The sequence below is a fragment of the Actinomycetota bacterium genome, assembly GCA_030650795.1.
GTDB lineage: Bacteria > Actinomycetota > Actinomycetes > S36-B12 > S36-B12 > UBA11398.
Genome location: JAUSDJ010000026.1, coordinates 160,606 through 182,878 on the forward strand (window position 1 = coordinate 160,606; position 22,273 = coordinate 182,878).

24 protein-coding genes and 1 pseudogene are annotated in these 22,273 nt (G+C 59.9%); 6 read left to right on the top strand and 19 right to left on the bottom strand.

All coding sequences use genetic code 11. The features are described 5' to 3' along the window. Positions 1–67 precede the first annotated feature (67 nt). From Q7L55_08530 to Q7L55_08540, 3 genes are read right to left on the bottom strand one after another with little or no spacing between them, the layout of a single operon-like run. Positions 68–1,177: a HAMP domain-containing sensor histidine kinase gene (locus tag Q7L55_08530; protein MDO8732600.1), complete on the bottom strand. Its 1,110-nt coding sequence runs from the start codon at positions 1,175–1,177 to the stop codon at positions 68–70. Next, complete coding sequence (locus Q7L55_08535; GenBank protein ID MDO8732601.1) at positions 1,174–1,875, bottom strand: response regulator transcription factor; 702 nt, start codon at positions 1,873–1,875, stop codon at positions 1,174–1,176. The genes Q7L55_08530 and Q7L55_08535 overlap by 4 nt, the downstream gene beginning before the upstream one ends. Continuing rightward, positions 1,868–2,137, bottom strand: a complete 270-nt coding sequence (locus Q7L55_08540) for a hypothetical protein (protein ID MDO8732602.1) — start codon at positions 2,135–2,137, stop codon at positions 1,868–1,870. The genes Q7L55_08535 and Q7L55_08540 overlap by 8 nt, the downstream gene beginning before the upstream one ends. A gap of 222 nt (positions 2,138–2,359) precedes the next feature. On the opposite strand from Q7L55_08540, the gene Q7L55_08545 reads away from it, so the two are divergent. The 3 genes from Q7L55_08545 to Q7L55_08555 all read left to right on the top strand — a co-directional run bounded on the left by Q7L55_08545 (position 2,360) and on the right by Q7L55_08555 (position 5,314). After that, a complete protein-coding gene (locus tag Q7L55_08545; GenBank protein MDO8732603.1) occupies positions 2,360–3,829 on the top strand; it encodes a multicopper oxidase family protein in 1,470 nt (489 codons plus the stop codon). A 77-nt stretch (positions 3,830–3,906) separates the two neighbouring features. After that, a complete protein-coding gene (locus Q7L55_08550) occupies positions 3,907–4,548 on the top strand; it encodes a DUF305 domain-containing protein (GenBank protein ID MDO8732604.1) in 642 nt (213 codons plus the stop codon). Between the two features lie 97 nt (positions 4,549–4,645). Then, positions 4,646–5,314 (top strand): phosphatase PAP2 family protein, encoded by a 669-nt coding sequence (locus Q7L55_08555; GenBank protein MDO8732605.1) that lies wholly within the window; start codon positions 4,646–4,648, stop codon positions 5,312–5,314. A gap of 109 nt (positions 5,315–5,423) precedes the next feature. Here the strand turns inward: Q7L55_08555 and Q7L55_08560 are convergent, their stop codons facing one another. The 10 genes and pseudogenes from Q7L55_08560 to Q7L55_08605 all read right to left on the bottom strand — a co-directional run bounded on the left by Q7L55_08560 (position 5,424) and on the right by Q7L55_08605 (position 13,822). Continuing rightward, a complete protein-coding gene (locus Q7L55_08560; protein ID MDO8732606.1) occupies positions 5,424–6,746 on the bottom strand; it encodes an ABC transporter substrate-binding protein in 1,323 nt (440 codons plus the stop codon). 114 nt (positions 6,747–6,860) lie between these two features. Further along, a complete protein-coding gene (locus Q7L55_08565; protein ID MDO8732607.1) occupies positions 6,861–8,162 on the bottom strand; it encodes an ABC transporter substrate-binding protein in 1,302 nt (433 codons plus the stop codon). 213 nt (positions 8,163–8,375) lie between these two features. Continuing rightward, positions 8,376–8,612, bottom strand: coding sequence for a hypothetical protein (locus Q7L55_08570; protein MDO8732608.1), 237 nt, complete (start codon positions 8,610–8,612; stop codon positions 8,376–8,378). 106 nt (positions 8,613–8,718) lie between these two features. Then, a pseudogene (locus Q7L55_08575) lies at positions 8,719–9,006 on the bottom strand (alkane 1-monooxygenase). Positions 9,007–9,048: 42 nt separating this feature from the next. Then, positions 9,049–9,744, bottom strand: a complete 696-nt coding sequence (locus tag Q7L55_08580; GenBank protein ID MDO8732609.1) for a hypothetical protein — start codon at positions 9,742–9,744, stop codon at positions 9,049–9,051. 173 nt (positions 9,745–9,917) lie between these two features. Then, a complete protein-coding gene (locus Q7L55_08585) occupies positions 9,918–10,418 on the bottom strand; it encodes an SRPBCC domain-containing protein (GenBank protein MDO8732610.1) in 501 nt (166 codons plus the stop codon). A gap of 1 nt (position 10,419) precedes the next feature. Beyond that, positions 10,420–10,764: a metalloregulator ArsR/SmtB family transcription factor gene (locus tag Q7L55_08590; protein ID MDO8732611.1), complete on the bottom strand. Its 345-nt coding sequence runs from the start codon at positions 10,762–10,764 to the stop codon at positions 10,420–10,422. Between the two features lie 299 nt (positions 10,765–11,063). Next, entirely contained in the window at positions 11,064–11,753 is a 690-nt protein-coding gene (locus Q7L55_08595) for a DUF4239 domain-containing protein (protein MDO8732612.1), read from the bottom strand. 364 nt (positions 11,754–12,117) lie between these two features. Further along, positions 12,118–13,413, bottom strand: coding sequence for an ABC transporter substrate-binding protein (locus tag Q7L55_08600; protein MDO8732613.1), 1,296 nt, complete (start codon positions 13,411–13,413; stop codon positions 12,118–12,120). A 286-nt stretch (positions 13,414–13,699) separates the two neighbouring features. Then, on the bottom strand, positions 13,700–13,822 hold the full coding sequence (locus Q7L55_08605) for a hypothetical protein (protein ID MDO8732614.1): 123 nt from the start codon (positions 13,820–13,822) through the stop codon (positions 13,700–13,702). Between the two features lie 180 nt (positions 13,823–14,002). Between Q7L55_08605 and Q7L55_08610 the strand changes: the two genes are divergently transcribed. After that, positions 14,003–14,647 (top strand): dihydrofolate reductase family protein, encoded by a 645-nt coding sequence (locus tag Q7L55_08610; protein ID MDO8732615.1) that lies wholly within the window; start codon positions 14,003–14,005, stop codon positions 14,645–14,647. Between the two features lie 87 nt (positions 14,648–14,734). Here Q7L55_08610 and Q7L55_08615 read toward each other — a convergent pair whose 3' ends face one another. The 4 genes from Q7L55_08615 to Q7L55_08630 all read right to left on the bottom strand — a co-directional run bounded on the left by Q7L55_08615 (position 14,735) and on the right by Q7L55_08630 (position 18,502). Then, complete coding sequence (locus Q7L55_08615; GenBank protein ID MDO8732616.1) at positions 14,735–15,949, bottom strand: CaiB/BaiF CoA-transferase family protein; 1,215 nt, start codon at positions 15,947–15,949, stop codon at positions 14,735–14,737. 139 nt (positions 15,950–16,088) lie between these two features. Next, positions 16,089–16,916, bottom strand: a complete 828-nt coding sequence (locus tag Q7L55_08620) for an SDR family oxidoreductase (GenBank protein ID MDO8732617.1) — start codon at positions 16,914–16,916, stop codon at positions 16,089–16,091. Next, entirely contained in the window at positions 16,916–17,482 is a 567-nt protein-coding gene (locus Q7L55_08625; GenBank protein MDO8732618.1) for a hypothetical protein, read from the bottom strand. Before Q7L55_08625 ends, Q7L55_08620 begins: the two co-directional genes overlap by 1 nt. A gap of 255 nt (positions 17,483–17,737) precedes the next feature. Further along, positions 17,738–18,502 carry a DNA repair exonuclease gene (locus Q7L55_08630; protein MDO8732619.1) on the bottom strand — a complete coding sequence of 255 codons (765 nt, stop codon included), beginning with the start codon at positions 18,500–18,502 and terminating at the stop codon, positions 17,738–17,740. A 152-nt stretch (positions 18,503–18,654) separates the two neighbouring features. Between Q7L55_08630 and Q7L55_08635 the strand changes: the two genes are divergently transcribed. Beyond that, the gene (locus Q7L55_08635; protein MDO8732620.1) at positions 18,655–19,254 is read left to right on the top strand and encodes a hypothetical protein; all 600 of its coding nucleotides are present in this window, start codon (positions 18,655–18,657) and stop codon (positions 19,252–19,254) included. Positions 19,255–19,473: 219 nt separating this feature from the next. Next, positions 19,474–20,226, top strand: coding sequence for an SDR family oxidoreductase (locus Q7L55_08640; GenBank protein MDO8732621.1), 753 nt, complete (start codon positions 19,474–19,476; stop codon positions 20,224–20,226). Positions 20,227–20,255: 29 nt separating this feature from the next. Here Q7L55_08640 and Q7L55_08645 read toward each other — a convergent pair whose 3' ends face one another. Then, complete coding sequence (locus Q7L55_08645) at positions 20,256–21,392, bottom strand: thiolase family protein (GenBank protein ID MDO8732622.1); 1,137 nt, start codon at positions 21,390–21,392, stop codon at positions 20,256–20,258. After that, positions 21,389–21,817 carry an OB-fold domain-containing protein gene (locus Q7L55_08650; protein MDO8732623.1) on the bottom strand — a complete coding sequence of 143 codons (429 nt, stop codon included), beginning with the start codon at positions 21,815–21,817 and terminating at the stop codon, positions 21,389–21,391. The genes Q7L55_08645 and Q7L55_08650 overlap by 4 nt, the downstream gene beginning before the upstream one ends. Between the last annotated feature and the right edge of the window lie 456 nt (positions 21,818–22,273).

Genomic DNA, 22,273 nt, shown 5'->3' on the forward strand with positions numbered 1-22,273 from the left:
GCTCCGGGCGATCGGTACGAAACGCGAAAGGCACCGAACTTGCGAGGCTGCCTTCATCAGTGCGAACTCAGATTCCTTCGACGTACTTGGGCAGGCTCATGGTGAATGTCGCACCTTGCCCAAGCCCGTCGCTGGAAGCTTCGAGTGATCCCCCGTGATCGTTCACTATTGCTCTGGCAATGGTCAGACCTAAACCGCTGCCGCCAATGCCCGTTGATACTCGGGCCGGATCAACGCGATGGAATCGATCGAAGATTCTTCCGATTTCGGCTGGTGGAATTCCGGCCCCTTCATCGATGACTTCAACACATACGTCAGCAACATCAAGCCGCGCAAGCACCTTCACTTCAAGACCTGCGGGAGAGTGCCGGAGTGCATTCTCGAGCAAATTGGCCAACACTTGCTGCAAGCGCAGTTCATCACCCATCACAGGCAAGACCGCCGTTGATTGCACAAGAGTCAACGAGACTCCCAGATTTTGGTACTGCACGGTCGCGTCTGCGACCGCTGCCGCGCACGTGTCACGAATATCGACAAGTGCGAGCTTCAGGCCCAGGGCGTGCTCTTCGGCGGCGGCGGTTTCGCGCAAATCTCCTGCTAGGCGCTCGAGCCGGTGGACTTGGTGACGCATCGTTGCCCAAGCGTCACTGTCTCGCACGATGACGTCATCTTCGAGGCCGTCGATGTAAGCCTCAAGTGTTGCCAGGGGCGTGCGCAGTTCGTGAGCGAGGTCGGCGAGGAGTCGCGAACGTGCCGCTTCGGAGTCACCGAGCCTCGCCGCCATGAGCGTGAATGAGTTCGACAACTGCTCAAGCTCGCTGCTGAATCCGGCGTCCGGGACGATCACTTCGAAGTTGCCTGCCGCCACTGACTCGGCAGTTTTCGCCAGCTCCTCAATCGGTCGCGACACGCGCCGGACTAGGAACCACGATGCGACAGCTGCGGCGGCCATCGATACCACCGTCGCCACAGTGACGGAAATGACCAAGGAGTAGGCGAACGCCTCTTCGGCATGGAGTTGCACGTCCGCAGACACCATGCCCAGATGACTCAAGTGTTGATGAAACAGTATGGGCGCCGCGATCCAGGCGGTCGCGATGAGCGTCAGCGCACCTACCCCTACGACGGCGGTCTGCACGAGCATCATTCGAGTGGCGAATCTCGGTTTGCGTTTCATGTTTGGATTACCAGGCCATAGCCGACCGCGCGCACGGTTCGTATGAACCGTGGATCAGATGCCTCGTCGTGGAGTTTTGTGCGCAGGTGGCCGATGTGCACGTCGACAATGTGTTCGTCACCCACCCAGCCAGGTCCCCACACGGCTTCGATCAGTTGGCGGCGGGACAGCACTGCATGCGGGCGCGCCATCAAAGCGGCCAACAGATCGAATTCTGTGCGAGTCAATTCCACAGGCTGCCCATCGACCACGGTCAAGCGCCCCTGCCCATCGACCTCTAAACCCCCGATCGACATCGGCGCCTGCGGAATTGACACCATGTTCGAGGAGCGTGGGCGGCGCAGCATTGCCCGCACTCGTGCAATGAGTTCGCGTGGGGAGAAGGGCTTCACTAGGTAGTCATCGGTTCCCATGGTGAGACCTAGAACTTTGTCGACTTCCTCATCGCGAGCGGTCAGCATGATGATGTAAGCATCGCTGAACTGGCGGATGAGTCGGCACGCCTCGACTCCATCGAATCCAGGAAGCATGACATCCAGCACAATCAAGTCCGGGCGATGGGACTGCGCGAGTTCAACCGCGTCGGGACCCGTGTGAGCCAGAGCCACGTCGAAACCTTCTCGAACAAGGTAACTGCTGATCACAGCGGTCAAGGGAACTTCGTCGTCAACCACGAGCACGCGCAGGGCATCAGCCATCTGCAGGCGACCCCGGGTGCTCCAACAAGCGACGTGCATGGGCATAGGCCTCCGCGTCGATCTCACCCGCAGCGAAGCGCCGATCAAGAATTGCGCGCGGGGATTCAAAGGTCACGCTCGTCCGCTTCCCACCGCCTTGGGTGTACCGAATAACTGCCCAGATCCCCAAGCCGATGAGGGCGATCCAGAAGATCATCATGAAGCCCATCCCCCACCAGTTCCCGCCGCTCCATCCGTTGCCGTCTCCAAACCAGTACATCATCTGCGGGCCTCCTTGCTTCCATGGCACCTCGCAGTGCTCTATTTATCCATTGTCGTCCCGTTGGATATCGATCGGCGACCATGTTGATCAAGATTTGATGAAGGAGCCGTGTCTGTGTCCTTTATCGAATCTTCATTCTTTCTTGCGGATTCCTCTACTGACCCGGCTCGATGATTGATCCACTACGAGATACGCACCCACACGCAGCGCAGGAGGATCGCCATGGAGATGACTCGCCGAAAATTCGGTCTGGGCTTCCTTGGGGCTGGTCTGGCCTTAGGCGTCGCTGCCTGCGGCGGCAACCCTGGTGCCTTGGCTAGCGGCAACTCCGCGGTGCTGCCGACCGCCCGCGCCACCTCGGGCCGACTGCTCAAATACACCCTCGAAGCCAAGCCGACTCGCGTTGACCTCGGAGGTCGGGTCGTGAACACCTGGGCGTTCGGCAACACCATCCCGGGTATCCCATTACGCGCAACTGCAGGAGATCGTGTACAGGTCGCTTTCAAGAACAGTCTGCCGATGGCGACCAGCGTGCATTGGCACGGCCTGCAAATCGTGAATGCCATGGACGGCGTTCCGGGTGTGACAACACCTGAAACTCCAACTGGCGGCACGTTCGATTTTGATTTCGTGGTCCCCAACGCAGGGACGCACTGGTTCCATCCCCACCACGGACTGCAAATGGACCGCGGGCTCTATGCGCCGTTCATAGTCGATGAGGCCAGTGAGCCTGGCGCCTATGACGCGGAATGGATCTTGATGCTGGATGACTGGACCGATGATCTGGGCCAGAGTCCAGAGCAAATCATGGCGGGATTGCAATCAGCCGGCGGTAGCGAATCTGGCGGGATGGGCGGGATGGATATGGGCGGCGGGATGAGCGGGGGCATGTCAGGAATGGATGGCGGCGATGTCACCTACCCGGCCTACCTGATCAACGGACGCATGGCGTCAGACCCCGACACCTTGACCGCCAAACCTGGCCAGCGGGTGCGCATGCGCATCATCAACGCATCAGCTGACACGATCTTCACCGTTGCGCTGGACGGCCACGACCTGGGCATCACCCACACCGACGGGTACGCCGTACAGCCCATCACTACGCAGGCGCTGAGACTTGGCATGGGGGAGCGATATGACGCTGTCGTCACACTCGGCGACGGAGTGTTCACCTTCGCAGCCCAGCCCTACGGCAAGCAAGGCATGGCCCGCGCGCTCGTACGAACCGGCGGCGGTGCCGTGCCCGAGGCGAGCTACCGGCCAGGCAATTTGAACGCTCAACCCCTGACCGTCGGATCACTCCAAGGCACCCCCGGCACCGCATTGCCGTCCAGCGCGCCCGACACAGTTCAGGACCTCGTTCTTGCTGGAGCGATGGCTCCCTACGAGTGGACCATGAATGGCAGCACCTATGAAAATACCAATCCATTGACGATTCGCACCGGTCAAATGGGTCGCTTGCGCATCGTCAATCAGTCGATGATGTCGCACCCCATCCACTTGCACGGGCACAGTTTTCAGATCGGCGATGCCGGTGGCAGCGGACCCCGCAAGGACACCGTTCTGGTGCCTGCGATGGGGGCCGTCAATGTTGACCTCATAGCTGATAACCCCGGCAAATGGATGGTCCACTGCCACAACGCCTATCACGCTGAAGCCGGAATGATGACGCGGCTGGATTACGCGATCTAGACCGCGACTACGGCTACCCGGCTCACTTTCGGCGACAACTCAACTCAGCATCACCACAACCAAGGAGTCACCACCAAATGTACAAACGCCCACACGCCATCGCGGGCACCGGACTTGCCATCGCTGCCCTGCTGACCAGTTTCGGTGTCGCAGAATTCGCCAACGCCGCGACCAGTCCCGCGCCCAAGTCTTCAACATCCATAACCCTGACCAAAGGAGCCAAAGGGGATATCGCCTTTGCCCAGATGATGATCCCTCACCATCGACAGGCAATCGACATGGCGGATTTGGCGCTTGCACATGCCAAGTCCAACGCCGTCATGACACTTGCCAAGCAGATCAAGGCAGCTCAGAACCCTGAGATCACGATGATGGGCAATTGGCTGGCCAAGTGGGGCGTCTCTGAATCCTCCGGCACCTCAACTTCAACCGCGAAGCCATCCAGCAGCGACCCGATGGCTGGAATGGACATGGGTGGCACTGCCGAACCAGGAATGATGACCGACGCCGATATGGCCAAACTGTCGGCAGCGCGCGGCGCAGCATTCGACAAGATGTGGCTGCGCATGATGATCAGCCACTATCAAGGTGCGATCACCGACGCCAAACAGGTGCTCGCAACCACCAAGGATCCGGCAGTCCGCAAGCTGGCCCTCTCGATCATGACTGGGCAAACGGCGCAGGTCTCGTCGATGCGCCACCTTCTGGCAACGCAGTAAGCCGTCTCACACGAAGCCTCCCTGGGGCCAAGCTGCGAGCCTGCTGCCCGGCCCCAAGGCCGCGCTTATCCTGATAGCCCCGAAGTCCGGAGTCGTCGTGCTGCTCGTCATGAACTGGGCCATCCCGTCATTTGGCAGAGCACGGAAATTCCTGCCTTTCGCCCTGATTGCGTTGGCTGGAGTGGCCGGCTTCACCTGGATGTGCGACGGTGTAGGTGATCACAATGGCGCGACCTACATGGACGCACCCATTTCTTCGTGGTTCGCCGCACACCGAACGCTCAGTGAAGGTCAGAGCGGACTGCTCTTGTCCAAGGCGACGACGCCAGCCGTGCTCATTGGAGTGGTGATTGTCGCAGCACTTGTGTTGTGGCGTTTCGGGCGCAGACTCGAGGCGGCGCTGCTTGGCGCTTCGGTCTTCATCGCCTACGCAGTTGGCTACGCCGCCAAGCACCTTGAGGCGCGCGCGCGGCCCGTCGCTCCGATCAACCTGGCTTCCGAATCAGAGGGATCCTTCCCTTCAGGACACGTGCTGGTTGTAGCGACGATCGCCTTCGTCGCCCTTGGACTTGCTTGGTACTACTTGGACGCAGTCAAGCGGGCAATTGGTACCGCTACCGCATTGTTGGTGACTCTGGTCATGGCCCTGGATCGGCTGATAGTCGGAGCCCACTGGATGACTGACGTTCTTGGTTCAATCTTTCTGGCGTCAGCCATCGTTGCCGTCACGCTGAGCGTTCACAAAGCGCTCGCGCGCAATCAGTGAGATTTTGGTTGTCGATGCACCGCCACCAGCACAACCCTGTGAATTCGACGGTGAGACAGAGCAGTGGCGGGCACCCGAAGGCACCCGCCACTGTCATGTGGAGTTGCGACTAGCTGCCGAATACGACCTTGCCGGTGGTGGTGTCGATGTACTTGCCACCACAGGTTGCCTTGGCATCAGGGATCAGATCGGTGCCCTTGGCGATGGTGTACCAACCGCAGGTGATCGGGTTGCCGTTAGGCATCAGGCCATTGGGCACGAAGGAGACCTTGGCCGGGATGAGGCCGGCTCCGTCGTAGTTGTTGACCTTGCGCAGGTTGCTGATGAACGACGCACGCGTCGGGCACTTGCCAGCGACCTTCAGGCCCTTGATGAACAGGTCAGCACTGAGGTAGCCGACCGGACCAGCTGGTGCGTAGGGGTTCAAGCCAGCAGCCTTCATTGCGCCAGCGAAAGTCTTGACCGCGCGAACGTTCACGCCGATCGGCACTGGGCCGTAGGTCTGACCCAGAGCGCCTTCAAGGGCACCATTGGATGTCTTGAGCACGGCTGGGTCAGTCAACCCGGCGACAGCGAAGGACTTCAGGGTTACGCCCTGCTGCTTGAGAGCCTGGGCCAGTGAGATTCCGCCGTCGATGAAGCCGGAGTAGTTGACGCCATCAGCGCCGGAGGACTTGATGCGCAGTGCCTCAGACGTTGCATCGTGAGCACCGAAGGGGGAGTCTGCGATGCGCAGCACTGTGGTGATGCCCGGTACGAAGGGAACCACTGCGGCTAGCGCATTCTGTGACGCAGTTGCGCCAGCACTTGCATGGTTGATGATCGCGATCTTGGTCGCGCCCATCTGCTTCATCTTCTCAAGCACGCCAGTTGAGGCAAGCGACGGTGTTGCTGATGTGGTGACGCCGGTGATGCCGAAGGCGTTGAGGTCAGTTCCAAATGCCGCGTTGGTGAATCCGACGATCGGGATGTTCGCGCTCTTCAGCGTGGGGTACATCGACACGGTGCTGGTGGCGCTGGTGAGGCCGAAGACCTCTTCGCCGATGGCCTTCTGGGCAACGGAGACCTGGGTGCTGGGGTTGGTGGCGTCGTCGTACACCTTCAGCGAGAGCTTGCGGCCATTGACGCCGCCCTTGGCATTCTCCTGGTCAAAGCGCAACTGAGCGCCTTCGGATGCGCCGATGAAGGTGGTGGCAGCAGGTCCGGTCTTGGAGCCGATCCAACCAACGGAGATGCTGGTTGGCGTCACACCTGGCGTTACCGGGCACGAGGCATTCGTCGAGACGGCGGCCTTTGTGGGGGCCGGCGTTGGGGCAGCTGTTGCGCTATTGGCCGTGAGGCCCAACAGCAACGACGCGCTTGCACCGACAGCGAAGACTGTCGATCGGCGCGCATTTCGATTTGAAAGCACTGAATCCTCCAGTAGTGGCATCACCGCACTGTGCGGCGACGAAGACGTGCAGTATGGAATGGCTTTCGATAGAACGAAGACAAAGTACCGCATTGTTGCTATTTCGTTACTTAATTTCGCATGAAATCCGACATATCAGTCTTGCCGTGCAACAGAAGAGCGGCGGGTGCCCGAAGACACCCGCCGCTGTGATTCTTGTGAAGCTCTAGCCACGACCTTGCCGGTGCTGGTGTCGATGTACTTGCCACCGCAGGTTGCCTTGGCGTCCGGAACGAGGTCCGTGCCCTTGGCGAGGCTGTACCAGGAGCACAGGATCGGGTTGCCATTGGGCATGATGCCGTTGGGGACGAAGGAGACCTTGCCTGGCAGCAGCCCGGCGCCGTTGTAGCTAGTGACCTTGCGCAGGTTTGCGATGAACGACTCACGAGTCGGGCACTTGCCAGCAACCTTCAGGCCCTTGACGAACAGATCAGCCGTGACGTAGCCGATTTGACCAGCCGGTGCGTAGGGGTTCAGTCCAGCAGACTTCATCGCCGAAGCGAAAGTCTTGGCCGCACGAACGTTGACGCCGATTGGCACGGTGCCGTAGGTCTGACCAAGCGCGCCGTCCAAGGCACCATTGGCGGTCTTGAGCACGGCAGGGTCGGACAGACCGGCCACGGCAAAGGACTTCAGGCTTACACCCTGCTGCTTGAGAGCCTGAGCCAGCGAGATGCCGCCATCGATGAAGCCGGAGTAGTTCACTGCGTCCGCGCCGGAGTTCTTTATGCGCAGTGCCTCTGAGGTTGCATCGTGCGCACCCGAGGGTGAGTCAGCAATGCGCAGCACCATGCTCATGCCCGGAACGAACGGCACGAGGTTGGCCAGAGCATTCTGGCTCGCGGTTGCGCTGGCACTGGCGTGGTTGATGATCGCAATCTTGGTTGCGCCCATCTGCTTCATCTTTTCCAGGATCTGGGTTGGAGCGATTGCCGGGTTCGATCCCACGGTAGCGCCAGCGATACCGAAGGCGTTGTTGTCAGTGCCGAAGGCCGGGTTGGAGAACCCAGTGATCGAAATGCCGGCCGACTTCAATGTCGGGTACATGGACACCGTGCTGGTGGTGGCGGCCAGGCCGAACACGTTGTCGCCGATCGCCTTCTGCACCTGGGAGACCTGAGTGCTGGGGTTGGTCTGATCGTCGTAGATGTTCAACTTGAGCTTGCGACCATTCACGCCGCCCTTGGCGTTCTCCTGATCGATGCGCAGCTGCGCACCTTCGGATGCCTGGAGGAAGGTGGTGGCAGCTGGGCCGGACTTAGAGCCGATCCAACCGATCGTGATCCCCGTTGGGCTGACTCCCGGTGTGGCCGGGCACGCAGCATTAGTTGAGGCTACGGGCTTTGGGACAGGTGTTGGAGCGGCCGTCGCGCTGTTGGCAGTGAGCGCAACGAGCAACGATGCGCTGGCTCCGACGGCAATGGCCGTCGATCAGCGCGCATTTCGTGAGTACTGAAGCATGAATCCTCCTGATGACGCCCTTGCAGAAAACAAGGGCGTAGATCTCCAGTATCCGGCGGGCTTTCCCCGCTTGTAAAGGAAATGCACCCAAGCGTTACTAAACCATTACTTATCTACTCATTTCGACATCAGGGACTGACGCACGCTCCTTCAGCTGTCCGCCATATCCTCCCGGAATTTCGCTTCTTGGAGTTCCAGAGCCTGCGCGAGCAGCTCCAGTGATCGCGAACGAAATTCAGCCGACACTGCCTGGCGCACGGTCATGATCTCGTCGGCACCGGTGTGCTGCTGGAATCCCTCGACATACGCGCGAACCTGATCGGTCGTGCCCAGCGCGGTGTACGTGAACATTTGATCGAGCATCGCGGACTGTGGCGAGGCAAGCACCCGTCAACCTCCTGCTCAGTGAGCGGTGACCGGCCGCGACCGAACATCGCGCGAACCCAAGAGCGACGGCGCAGCTCGAACTGCTCAGGCGCCTGTTCGGGGGGGGGTCTGCGGCCATCACGCTGAGGGCAGCGATCACATATGGCTGAGCAAGTTGCAGCGAGGGCCTGAAGCGCTGCCGGTAGATCGCGATCGCCTGATGCAGTGCCTGCGATGCGAAGGCGAAGGGCAGGCCCAGTTGGGCGGCCAACTGGGCACCGAACAGCGAGGACCCCAAGATATAGAGCGGGATCTTGGTGCCGCGTCCCAGGGTCGTATTGACCCCTTCGATCACGCTGTCATTGGACAGATATCCCAGCAGTTCCAGCACATCCATTGGAAAAGAGTCAGCTGCTCGCTGACGATGCAATTGTGAGAATGTTGTAGTGCTCGGCGATCACCTTGCCTTGCGGTGAGCTGATCCCGCAGAGTTTGGAACACCCTCAAGCTTGCTGGGCGATGTCGCGGTCGTTAAGAGTGGGCGCATCGGCACATAGTGTTCCGTCAGTAGCAAGACTTGGTTGACCTCGCTGGCAACCACCTGCGCATAGCCGCGGCAACCATCGCGGGTGAGGTGGATGCCGTCTCCCCCAGTCCACCTTGGGTGCGTGTTCGCCATTGCGTTCCAGTCGGCGACATACGCGTTCGCGTAAAGACGCGGAAGTGAGCGAATGGCCTCGTTCGTGGACGCCTCAAACGTGTAGCGGCCAGTGTTGTCGGGCAGTTGCACGGTGACCCAGATGACTTGGTGACTTGGACCGAGAACGCGCATAACTGCGCGCAAGTCAACGAGGTGGGCTCCGCCGTTCGTCCCTGTATGCACAATGACTTGGGGCGGCAAGTCTGACTTGGCGCGCAACTCCTGTGCGACCGCCGCCACACGCCGGGAGCCCAGCGCGTCAACGTCGTAGCCGTGCTTCTCCATGCACCCCTGAGCTCCGAGCATGACCGAGTCGCCTATTGCAAAGACCCTGGGATCAGTCCGGCCCTGGGTCTGTGACGACGTTGCGCCACTTGACGATGACACTGTCGCGATGAGCAGCACAAGGGTTCCAATAATCGTACCCGCGACTCGAAGTCTGAGCCTTTCCATGACCCACAAGGTACGCCAATCCCTTCCCAGCTTCCCTGCGGGCAACAGCTGCTGATCATGCGAGAGGCAAGAGTCGCCACGCGAAGTGTGCTCAACGCACTGATGCCTTTGACAAAGGTCGATCGGCGCACGGGTTCGACTTGGATATTGCCGCCGTGCACAGGGGGTGACAGCTACATCTGGGTTCGCTCTTCGACATAGGCAACAAGCTTGTCGAACGCCATGATCCAACCCGCTTCGCCTGGTGAGCCTTCTGGTATTCCAGCGTGCACCAGCACCATTTTCGTGCCTGACTCAAGACCCTCCAACTCCACGGTGATCGTGGTGACGCTCGGATGATCAGCGGGCATGCCCATGTCGGCTGGGGAAATGACATTGCCACTCTCATCACACATCGCCTCGGTATATACGAGACGTTGATTCTCAACGATCTCAAGATGTTCGCCTGTGAACCACATCTTCATCGGGCCATTGGGAGTCATGACCTCCATGCTCACCAGCCGTGCTCCGCCGACGACTAACTCCATTTTCGCAACGACCACAGTTGCTCCCGATGGTCCGTACCAGGCTTGGAAATGCTCCGGCTGCGTCCACATTTGCCAGACGATTTCGACTGGCACGTTCAGCAGAAGTTCAATGCGCACAGCTTGCGCGGGTGAGTTCTGATCGGTCATGTCACTTGTCTCTCGTTTGTTCCGGTTGGAGCTTCTGGATGTAGTCGTTCATGCGGTCCAAGCGCGCTTCCCATACCGGCCGGTATTGCTCAGCCCAGACCGCCACTTGTTCCAAAGGTGCCGCTTCCAGCGAACAGGGCCGGTACTGAGCTTGATGCCCTTTTGAAACAAGCCCGGCTCGCTCAAGGACCTTGATGTGCTTCGAAATCGCCGGAAGCGACAAGTCGAATGGTTCGGCGAGCTCGTTCACGTTCGCCGCCCCCAAGGCAAGACGGCTCAGGATCGCCCGCCGAGTCGAATTTGCCAGGGCTGCGAAGGTTTCGTCGAGTCGCTCTTCAGAGATGATCGTGGTCACTCACTGACCTCACTTGCCAAAGTAGGTAATTAACCTGATAGGAAAATACAATGGCTTGCGGCCCACGTCAATAGCATCTCGAAGTTGTCAACTCGCTGTTCGAGTTTTCGTCGCCCAGGACTGAACCCGAAAGTCTCGTGAAATGAGAAACGCGCCGAGAGATACGAATGCGATGGTGGCGAAGCCCTGGACAGCCAGTTTCTCGCCGATGCCGAAGCGATGGCTGAACTACGGGGCGCATACGGCTATAGAGCGTGACACATGCGGGTCGCCCGACTGGCACTACTCGGCTAGGCGGTTGGCTCGCCTTGGGCATCACACGCATACTTGAAATCGGCCGGAATCTGAGCCTGCATGAGCGTTTGAGTGTGCATCATTTCGGTGGGGTGAATCTTGCCCACTTGTGATCCGATTGGTGAGTCGAGTAGAGATACCAGCAGCAGGCTGGCCGTAATCAACCCAGTGACCGAACCAATCATGAGCACCTGCACTCGTTTGCGCTCGCCGCTGTCAGCCCAGAAGAACATGAAGCCGATGACCGCAAACGCCCCGGTCAGCAGAACTAGCCAGAACAGATTCGGCAGCACACTCTCAGCCTCGAGTAAGCGAGTTTGACGCGCATCCTCACGAGCACCTGCTGTGCCCAGCATCGCGGCGTAGTTCACCTGCTGCTTGGGCCCGTCAATAGTGATGTTCCTGACCGCCGAATCGAGTCTCGCCGCCCAGATATCGACCGTCGCACTCGCGGTGTCGCTCTCCTCCATGCTCGGCCATTCCTGGTAGATCACCGCGCGGGCACAACACACCAGATCGCCTTGGAGAACCCGCTGGTCGTCCGCCGCGAACACGTGCTCATCGTTGAACATCGCGTTCGTCGAGACCGCCTCAGTTCGCGCGGCTTCGTTGACGGTGCTGTAGACCTCGAAGCTCATCAGGATGACCAAGCCAAGGACGATCGCAAAGCCGGTTCCGAGAGCCAAAGACGCCTGTTGCCCTGTCGGAATCGTTGAAGAAACCGCCGTCGGGCGCCTGGGGTCGTATCACGAGCATGAGCGCCGCAGCGCTAACCCCTGCAAGCACGACAATTGCCAACGCGACAATTGTGTTCACCTCGACACCCCTCAATTCGGCTTGAGACTTCCAGCGACGGTCAACGCGTGCGATCGCAGATTATCTTGGGGAAAGCCCTCGAGATACCCCAAGGCGACGCAGGCCGAACTCGCATCAACGCGTTGCGTTCGGACTGAGAAACGCACTACACACCTGTGCCGTCAACCGAGGACTCCACCGAAAAGCACTGTGGCCGGTGCCAAAAGGCACCGGCCACAACACCTTCGTCATTGGTCAGTTATGACCTTGGAACACCACCTTGCCTGTTGCCGTGTCGACATAGGTCGCACCACACGTAGCAGCCTTGTCCGCGATCAACTGGGAGCCTTGAGCCGTGAGGTACCAGCCACACGAGATCGGATCACCGTTGGGCGTGAGACCTGGGGTGAAGCTGATCTTGTCTGGAACCAGACCGTTTGCGCTGTAGCCCTTGACCTTGCGCAGGTTGTCGATGAACTTCTGACGGGTCGGGCAGGGCCCGGCCTCCTTGAGGCCACGGATGAACAGGTCCGCACCGACATAGCCGATTGGCGCATAGGTGCTGTATGGATTCAGGCCAGCGGCCTTCATGCCATTGGCATACGTGCGCACTGCGGGGTTATTGACACCAACTGGAACGGTACCGGCACCTGTGCCGATGGCTCCGTCAAGTGAGGTGCCCGTGGTCTTGAGTTGAGCCGGATCCGAGAGACCACTGATGCTCATCCCCTTGAGCTTGACGCCCTGCTGGGCCATAGCTTGCGCAACAGAGACGCCTCCCTCGACGAACCCCACGTAGATGAGGCCATCGGAACCGGAGTTCTTGATGCGCAAGGCCTCGGATGTCGCGTCATGCGTACTCTGCGGGGAGTCAGCAATGCGCAGCGACTCAGAGACACCCGGCACCAACTTGATGGCAGCCGAGGTGTTGTTGCCCGAGGCGGTCGCACCGGCCGAGGTGTGGTTGATGTTGGCGATCTTGGTGACACCCAGCTTCTGCAATTTCTGGATCAGACCGATGCTGCCGATGCCCGGTGGCAGCGTCGGACCAGTGATCCCGAAGGCATTGCGATCCTGGCCGAACGCCTGGGCGTTGAATCCGGTTGTGGGAATGTTCTGGTCCTTCAGAGTCGGATAGCCGGAGACAGTGCTCGTGGCCGTTGAGACGCCGAAACTGTTGTTCCCTATCGCTTGCTGCACCACCGACACCTGCGTGGACGGATTGGTCTGATCGTCGTATCCCTTGAAGATGATCTTGCGACCGAAGACGCCGCCCTTGGCGTTCTCCTGAGCGATGCGCAGGCGAGCAGCCTCCTCAGCACCCGAGAAGGTGTTCGCCGCCGGGCCGGTGCGCGACGAGATGTAGCCGTAGTTGATCGTCGTGGGCGTTACTCCCGCAGTGGCGGGACACGCTGCATTATTGGCCGCCTTGGCCAACGACGGCGTAGGTGAAGCCGACGCTCCCGTAGCGGCGACAGATATGACCATGGCGGCGCTCAGACCACCGATCACGATGGCTGATCGACGTGAATTACTTCTTGGTTCCGACATTCGACTCCCCTTGTGGTGAGCGGCCGCGCACCATGCGCAGTCGGTTGGTATTCGCTTCGTGTGATGTGGCGCACACGGAAGTGCCGCGAACATAGGAGCCGATTTCGAGCCACGCGAGACCGGAATCGAAATAGTTACCATTCCGTTATCAATCAAGAATCCTTTGTCCTGACATGACGGATTTGTGCGCGCAGTACGCAATGCCTGACACCGTTGATTCGTTGGGCGGCCAACAGCCGGTCACATCAGATTCGTTATTAAGGAAGGGTTGGGGCAGCGACCCGATTCACGCCTCGGTGGCTCGCAGGGCCTTGTGCACGTACATCTGTCGATCCGCACGTGCCCACGCCAGGTCGTACGGCTCGTCGCCCGTCCACTGCGTGATGCCGAACTTGGCGGACTCGCACATCGCATCGGTAGCAGAGTTTCAAGATGCGGGAGCTTGGCTGGCGAGCCCAGTCGGTCATCTTCTCGAGGTAGGCGCGGACATCCGCAGCCTCTTGCTGGGCGAGCGACGTAACCTAGCCCAAAGTCAAGCTGATCGACCCGACATCTGCCTTGGCCGCCACCACGAGAAGTAGGAGCAGCCATGACCCGAGTACGCGTTGACCTCAACATCTCCCTGGACGGTTTCGCCACCACCACTGACCAAACACCCGAGAATCCGTTCGGTGAGGACTGGTCGCGACTTACCGAGGCATATGTCGCCACTCGCACAATGAGGGCACGGGTTCTCGGTGACACTTCCGGCGAAGGGACCACCGACGTCGATGAAGAGTTCGCAGCCAGGTACTTCCAAGGAATCGGCGCGGAGATCATGGGCGCCGGGATGTTTGGCTTTCATACCTTTCCCGATGACCCCAACTGGACGGGATGGTGGGGCGATGAGCCGCCGTTCAGGGTGCCGGTATTCGTTCTCACCCACGCAAAGCGGGAGTCAACCCCGATGAAGGGCGGAACCGTGTTCCACTTTCTGTCTGCCTCACCCGCCGAGGTACTTGCGCAGGCCTCCGCTGTCGCTGGCGGGAAGGACGTCCGCATAGGGGGCGGTGCATCGACCGTCCGAGATTTCCTCCGGGCAGGGCTGGTCGACGATCTGCACGTCGCCGTAGTTCCAATTCTGCTCGGCCGCGGCATCCGACTCTGGGACGACCTCCGCGGGCTTGAGACTGGCGCTCGCGTCAGTTCGGTTGTCGCAGCGAGCGGCGTCACACACGTCACCTTCAACAGGTAGGGGCGGCCCGAAGAACGGGACCGGAAGAAGGCCGTCTGACTACTGCGTCGTCAACTGTCGGACTCTTGAGTCCGCTGATGAATGCACTTATACGATCGCTCCCGAGTCGCGCAGTGCTGCGATTCGTGCTGAGTCGTATCCGGCAATGTCGCGAAGAACCTCATCAGTGTGCTGATTGAAGTCAGGTGCCGGGTCGCAAGGTCCTGCATCCTCATTGAACATGACCGGTGGCATCACGATCGGCTGCACCCGGCCTCCATAGGTAGCGGTACGAATCATGCGGTTCGCCTGCACCTGCGTGTCTTCTGGCATTTCTTCGACCGTCTGGACCGGCGCCCACACACCCTTACTGGTCAGAAGGATCGACTTCCATTCAGTAAGGGGCTTCGTCGCAAAGATGTCATCCATGATCGACATCAAGGCAGCTGAATTCGTCATGCGATCCATCGGGCTTGCGAAGCGTGGGTCCGCTACGAGATCCATGCGATCCAAGTTCTCGCACAGATTTTCGAATTCGTTCTGATGGTCACCGAGGTGCAGCAGCCCGATGAAACGGTCATCTGCAGTTCGGTAGGTCGTACCGGACCATTGGCCCATCTCACGGGGGAAGTACTGGCCCATGGTGGCCTTGTGCCCATCTACAGCCTTGCCGATGATCGCCGGGGCGTTGAACCACGCGGCAGTTCCAAGCAGCGAGGAGTCAACGACCACAACCTCGCCCGATCGCTCGCGCTTGAAAAGCGCTGCGACGATGCCGCCAGCCAACACCAGCCCCGACATTCCGTCACCATGGCCGACCATGCCGGAGGGCTGAGTTGTTTGAGTCACGTTCATCACGCTGGACGCAAGCGAACCGCGATGCCACCAAGTAGCGCCGTCGTAGCCACCTCGGTGACTCTCTGATCCCAAAGGTCCAGCACCAGTCCCCTTGGCGTAGATCAGGTTGGGATTGATCTCACGCAATTGATCAACATCAAAGCCGAGCTTGCGGCGGGTATTGGGCAGGAAGCTTGTGAGGAACACATCAGATTCGCGGACCAGCGCATACAGCGCCTCTCGCGCTTGGTCGTTGGCAAGATCCAAGGCCATCGCTCGCTTACCCCTGTTGTAATGATTGAACATCCAATGGGCGCCACCTGGCTCAAGTGTTCCTGCGCCGCCCAAAGTCCTCAACGGATCAGGTGACTTTGCATTCTCGATATGAATGACATCCGCGCCCCACTCAGCGAGCACTGCTCCAGCCGATGGGCAGAACGCCCACATGGTCAGATCCAGCACGCGCACACCTTCGAGCATCTTCATGGGTATCTCTCATCTCTCAGTTGACGCGCCATCAGGACGTTGGCGTTGGGCGCCAGACAACAGCCGCGCCAACAGTAGTGACTAGAACAGCCCAGAACGGGTCGAATCCAAACTGCCCTGGATCCAATGACTTGTGCGATCAGAGGTGAGCGCTGCCGCCACCGCCGACCGGGATCGACTGACCAGTGACCATTCGAGCCCGATCAGAGCAGAGGAAGGCGACCAGCGCCGCCATCTCCGAAGGCTCCCCGAACCGGCCGACGGGGATGCGCTGCGTCATGTCCTGCGTCTCGATGGCGACGCTCGTGTTGCGCTCGCGCGCCAGCCACACCCAGTAGGAGCGATTGCGTTCAGTCAGGATGGAGCCGGTGAGGATGTTGTTGACCGTGATGCCGTCTGGCGCAAGCCGCGCGGCAAGCAGGCGGTGCATTCCGGCCACCGGCGGCCGCACGACGTTGGGCAGCAGGTGCGGCAGGTGCGTGCTCGGCTCACGGGCCACGCCGGAGCTGATGTTGCAGATCCGGCCCCAACCCTGCTGCTGCATGTCTGGCACACACGCATGCGCCAGGGCCCAGGAGGAGATCAGCAACTGCGTGAACTCCTCGCGGTAGGCCTCGGTCTCCATGCCCTCGAAAGTCCCGGCTCCGGGGCCCGACCCCTCTTTCTCCGCGTCGATCACATGGCCGATGACGTTGCTGATCGCGATGCTGATCGGTCCGAAGCGATCACGCGATTCGGCGACGACGCGATCGACACTGGACGGGTCGGTCATGCTGGCCGCGATCGCGTGCACCCTGCCCGGGGCAATGGCCTCCAGCTCAGCGAGGGTTTCGTCGAGATTGGACTGAGTGCGCGAGGCGATGACGACCTTGGCTCCCTCACTGGCGAGCGCGGTGGCAATCGCGCGGCCGATGCCGCGACTGCCGCCGGAAACAATGGCCACCCGGCCCGAGATCCCATAGTCCATTAGAAGATCGCCGATCCGACGCCACCATCGACGGTGATGGTGATTCCGCTGAGATACGCCGCACCTTCCGAGCACAGAAACGTCACGGCGTTGGCCACGTCTTCATCAGTTGCCATGCCGCCACGCAGCACGGCGTTCGCCGTGATGCCACTCGAACCGACCTCGCCGGTGACGACCTTGTTCAGGCCCAGCATTCCCAGTGAGGCCACAGCAGCCAACTCGTCGGCCTCTGCGTCAACTGATTTCGCCTGTGCCGAGCCCACCCAGACAAAGCGACCCCATTTCTGGGCCAGCATCCGCGGCAGGGCGGCGCGGTAGGCGTCAACTGCGTTGGTCACGTCGGTCCAAGCTTCATACAGCTCATCGGGGTCGGCAACCTCTAGCAAGTCGCTACCGGGCCGTACTCGGCCCACGGCAATCACGACGTCTGCCTGCGCTTCGACAGCGCCGGGCGGCGATTCTGCAATGACCGCACCCTCGGCTGCCAGCACTCGACGGCAAGCCGCGATCGTTCCTTCGTCGGGTCCGCACACAGACACGACTCGGCCCTTGAGTTGAAGATCCATGAGCGCGGCTACCTTCCGAACCAGCTGGCAAGGTGGACCCCGAGGTAACTGGATGGGATTTGGCTCAGCATCGTCGCCCTTCGAAACATCGTCTGGATCGCATGTTGCTCGAGCCTGCGAGTCAAGCAGGCGATCTAGGGAACGTCAACGCCTTTGACCCAAGATGCCAAGCACTCATGAAAGTGCGTGCTCACTACTCAAGCGTTGAGCACACCTCCTGCATGCCGGCGGCGGACAGGCGAAAGCGGAGCCGGACTACGGAAGATGAGTCAGCGCCAACTCTGGGCTCACCGTTACATAGTCGTCCGTCGACACCCACTCCGCGATCGCCCCCTCACCAGAAATGAAATCCACGACCACGCAGCCGCTCCCCCCACTCCCATACGCGTGGGGAGCACCCGAATAGCGAATTGGAGGATTCTCGCGAACAACGGTGTGCACATGAATGTGGCCGAGCGCCACATAGTCGGCAGTCAGATCCGCGAGTTCGCTGGACCTTATTGGCGAAGATCGCCCAGCCTCGGCGTCCAACAGTCCGTGCGCTGCAATCACGCTCCAGCGATCAGCCCGTCCAACGGGCGCATTGAACAAGGGTTGGAATTCGGGAGCATGTTCGACCATCGCCCGTCCCCACACCGTGATGTCGGATCCTGGGAGATCTACGCTCGCGCCGTCTGGGTCGTCGAGCATGAAGAGGCGATCGCAGACTTGGCGAAGATCGTGACGATGATGCACCGAGGCGTCGTCCAAGCAGTCGTGATTGCCGATGAGTAGTACGACGGACCCAGGAAAGCGATTGAGTTGATCGGCAACCCACAACACGATCTCTGGGCCAACACGGCTGTGGTCGAACAAATCTCCGGCGATCAATAGCACGTCAACTCGACGAGCGATGGCCAGATTGACCACTGCTTGAAAGGCGAGTTGCGCTGGTCCGCCTTCATCACGAGCGAGGTGACAATCCGATGTATGCAGGAGTCTGGCGGGCCTACGCCTGTCATTCCTGGGGACGCCCGTCACGATTTTGACTGTATCTTTTGGCCTGACATAGAGCAATCGCATGCTGGCTCAACTTGCGACGCCCTAAGGCCGCTGCAGGCGTACTCTCCGAGAGCGTTGGTAAACATTCTGTTGGCAGTCGCCGATGAAGTTCAGGTTCTTGGAGGTGCGTAGTGCGCGCGAAATCGCAGACGACGGCTTGGTGTTCGCGAGTGCGACCGACCCTTCGGGTCCTTGCGGTGATGATGGCTTTGGCCCTCGGAATGGCCACCTCGTCAAGCATGGCAACGGCTGCGGTCGCCGCCCCGCGAATTGATGTGCGCAACGCCCCTGTTCCGGCGGGAATGTGTGGGCACCCCGCGGGCAATTTGGTCGACGGCATTCGTCACGTCGGAACAAGCGGCGACGACTACCTTCGCGGGTCTTACTCCGGCACGATGGGTGGTGGAGCCTCTGTTGTGGCTGTCATCGGATGCAATGCCGGTGGTGTCTCCTGGCCTGAAACGCTTGTGTTCTATCGCTTGAATTCAGATGGAAGCCTCGCAGTTGTCGGCTCGTACGACCTGAGCAAGATTCGAAACGCCGAGCACGTCGATGTTCGCACCGCTCACATCCGCGGGGGCATGCTGGCCACCGCGCTCAACAGCTACGAAGGGGCCGGCTGCGAGATCCACAAGATCTCTGCCTCGTTCCATGTGAAGTCAGGATCAGTCGCGGTCTCCAACATCCTCAAGGGTCCTGTTGTGAATCGGTGTCCGTCCAAAGTCCAGTAACTCAAGGCCAGCACCAACGACTGCTGGCGCGCTCAGTTTCAGCATCGACGTCTGGCGAGATCGACTCTTCGGTGCGGGAGCTTTCCGCTTCCCTTGCAAAACGACATGCCCTCGCTGCAGTTTTGATGCGGGGCTTTCTCGATACACGTCTCTCTATACACGTCACCACGACATCATGTTCGTCCTAGATAGGTAGCACCCGCTCATCGGAGGTTAGAAATGGAATTTGATGGCAAGGTTGCGTTCATCACTGGCGCTGCGCAGGGCTTCGGCTACGCGTTCGCCGAGTCCCTTGGAGCTGATGGCGCCTCGGTCGTAATTGCTGATGTCAATAGTCAGGCGGGTGAAGTCGCCGCAGCAAAGCTGCGCGACCAAGGCATAAAAGCGCTCGCAGTCGCATGCGACGTTTCTGACTCAGAATCCGTCAATGCTGCGATCGCCGCGTCGATCGCTGAGTTCGGCGGCGTCGACATACTTATCAACAACGCCGGATTGCACCTGACCAAATATTCTCAGCCGTTCCACGTGCTGGGAGTGAAGGACACTAAGGCGCTCTTTGACGTGAACGTCCTGGGAGTTGTGTATTGCACACTGGCATGCCAGGAGACCATGACTGCCCGGGGTGGCGGTTCCATCATCAATATCTCGTCGATGGCCTCAAACATGCCAGGGTCGCCCTACGGCGTTAGCAAACTCGCTGTCCGCGGTCTCACGATTGCATTCTCGCGCGAGTTCGCAAACGCCAATATCCGCGTCAACGCCATCTCCCCGGGGCTGATGGCCACTGAGGCGGCCATTGCAGATCTGCCCAACGACATGGTTCAGAACATGATCAATGTCCAGCAGGCCGTTCACCGGATTGGCAGCATCGACGACATCGTCAACATGATGCGTTTCCTGATATCGGAAAAGGCTAGTTTCGTCACGGGCGAGACATACCGAGTCAGTGGCGGCGCCATGCAGGGCATCTGACTGAATTCTGAACTCCCCTGGAGACTACGTCAGTTGTGCAGTACGAGCGCGGACGAATTCACCACGCCACCGCCTCCGATCATGGTGGTGTGCACGTCTGGCAGCTGCCGGGCATCACTCCTGCCCTGCAATTGCAGGATGGCTTCGCACACGTGACCGAAGCCCCAACTGCGGCCCTCGCTGTTGTTGCCTCCATGCGGATTCAATGGGAGGGAACCTGTGCGCAGGTGCTCTCCAGCTCCAAGGAACTCCCCCGCGGTCCCCTTCGGGACGAATCCGAAATCCTGCAGGCAGTACAGCACCAGAGGAGAAAAGCCGTCGTAGAGCATTGCAAAGTCCATGTCTTCGGGGCCGAAGCCGGCGTTTGACCACAGCCGCTTAGCTGCCCACTTGTAAGGCATCTCGTCATAGTCGTGCCAGAAGATGCCATTTGGACGAGGGCGCTGGCCCGTGGTCATCGCACTCACGTACACCGGCTTCTGCTTGAGGTCCTTGGCCCGTTCCGGTGTCGTGACAATCACTGCTCCACAGACGTCGACGGGCATGTCGCAATCCAGCAAACGCAAGGGCTCGGCTACGTAGCGCGAAGCGAGGTAGTCCTCCAACGTGACAGCATCGCGCCAGACGGCATTGGGATTTCTGGTGGCGTTGTCTCGCATGGCCACAACGTAGGCACCGATCTGTTCGTCAGTGACGCCGTCAAGCAGACGACGCCTCTGATACCACGGCGCGAAGTGCTGCATGAACACGCCGTCGCCGTAGGGCAGCGTGAATGCGTCATCACCTCGTGCGCCGTTGTGCCCCATGTAGTTGTAGGTGACACCGGGTTTTGGCGCCTCCATCGTGACGAAAGCCAGCGCCACTTCGCACAGCCCGGAAGCAACGGCCAACGCTGCATTTGCTGCCACGCCACCACCGACGCCACCACCCAGTGGCCCGGCGTGGTAAGTCACGCCGTCAAGCCCTAGGTGCTGCAGCACTTCAAGTTCGTTGAGCGTACCCACGGTCACGATTCCATCGATCTCGCTTCGCTCGATGCCGGCATCCTCGATGGCCTGCGTGCACGCCTCAAGTGTGAACCGCATCGGCGACTTGCCCATGTTCCTCGAACTTGGAGTGTGACCCACCCCGACAAAGACCGCTCGGTCGCGGAGGGGATTGTTCACTTGACATCTCCTTGTTCTCCGGCGATGCGCCACTGCGGAAGTGTCACGTCTTCATTGATCTTCTCGAAGACGACCTGCATAGGCGTCCCGATTGCGAGTTCGTTTGGCTGAGATCCAACAAGGTTCCCGACGATGCGCAGGTTCTTCTGCTCGGCAAGCTCCACGATGAGCACGGCGTAGGGAAGGCGATCCTCGAATCCAGGATTTCCACGCGAGTGCATGACTGACCAGCTGTAGATCGATCCCTTGCCGCTGACCGCGGTCGGCACAAGTTGCTCATTCCAGCAGGCGGTGCACATGACGCGAGGCGGGTGGACGTAGGTCTGGCAGTCCGGGCAGCGCAGGATGACCAGCTTGCTGGCTTGGGCACCATCCCAATACGCACGGTTCAGGTCATCTCGAATTGGCAGTGGAAGATCAGACACATCAGCACCTCTCGCCTTGTCCCATAAAGCTCCAGCAAGCACAGATCTCGAACGTAGCGGCTGAAAGCGCACTGCGGACACCGAACATCAAAGCCGGCAGCCGTGTCGGGTATCGCTAGACGAGCTGGCGCTGAAGCTTGGAATGTCGGCTTCCTTCATGAGCAAGGAGATGTTCGCGGGGTCAAGGGTTGTCGACACACTTACGCTGAGACCCCTCCGCCAGGGGCCGGGAAAACCGGATCTAACAGGAGAAGGCCTCCCGGTCGCGAGGCCTTCTCACTCGATCTTCATAGCGGGGAGAGGATCTGAATCTCAACGGACCCACGGGTGCGCTCTCATTGGAATCGCGATTAGTTGTTTATTGCCAACATGTATTCGGGACACAGCATCACACGAGATGACATGCGTGGACACTCCCGTCGTTGATATTGTCCCGAGTACTTGGCCCACTGAGTC

Coding starts and splice junctions, on each gene's coding strand:
- Q7L55_08550 (MDO8732604.1), top strand. CDS start 3,907: ATGTACAAACGCCCACACGCCATCGCGGGCACCGGACTTGCCATCGCT.
- Q7L55_08605 (MDO8732614.1), bottom strand. CDS start 13,822: ATGTGCGAGTCCGCCAAGTTCGGCATCACGCAGTGGACGGGCGACGAG.
- Q7L55_08615 (MDO8732616.1), bottom strand. CDS start 15,949: ATGAAGATGCTCGAAGGTGTGCGCGTGCTGGATCTGACCATGTGGGCG.
- Q7L55_08580 (MDO8732609.1), bottom strand. CDS start 9,744: ATGGAAAGGCTCAGACTTCGAGTCGCGGGTACGATTATTGGAACCCTT.
- Q7L55_08540 (MDO8732602.1), bottom strand. CDS start 2,137: ATGATGTACTGGTTTGGAGACGGCAACGGATGGAGCGGCGGGAACTGG.
- Q7L55_08560 (MDO8732606.1), bottom strand. CDS start 6,746: ATGCCACTACTGGAGGATTCAGTGCTTTCAAATCGAAATGCGCGCCGA.
- Q7L55_08640 (MDO8732621.1), top strand. CDS start 19,474: ATGGAATTTGATGGCAAGGTTGCGTTCATCACTGGCGCTGCGCAGGGC.
- Q7L55_08535 (MDO8732601.1), bottom strand. CDS start 1,875: ATGGCTGATGCCCTGCGCGTGCTCGTGGTTGACGACGAAGTTCCCTTG.
- Q7L55_08625 (MDO8732618.1), bottom strand. CDS start 17,482: ATGGATCTTCAACTCAAGGGCCGAGTCGTGTCTGTGTGCGGACCCGAC.
- Q7L55_08620 (MDO8732617.1), bottom strand. CDS start 16,916: ATGGACTATGGGATCTCGGGCCGGGTGGCCATTGTTTCCGGCGGCAGT.
- Q7L55_08610 (MDO8732615.1), top strand. CDS start 14,003: ATGACCCGAGTACGCGTTGACCTCAACATCTCCCTGGACGGTTTCGCC.
- Q7L55_08530 (MDO8732600.1), bottom strand. CDS start 1,177: ATGAAACGCAAACCGAGATTCGCCACTCGAATGATGCTCGTGCAGACC.
- Q7L55_08585 (MDO8732610.1), bottom strand. CDS start 10,418: ATGACCGATCAGAACTCACCCGCGCAAGCTGTGCGCATTGAACTTCTG.
- Q7L55_08545 (MDO8732603.1), top strand. CDS start 2,360: ATGGAGATGACTCGCCGAAAATTCGGTCTGGGCTTCCTTGGGGCTGGT.
- Q7L55_08600 (MDO8732613.1), bottom strand. CDS start 13,413: ATGTCGGAACCAAGAAGTAATTCACGTCGATCAGCCATCGTGATCGGT.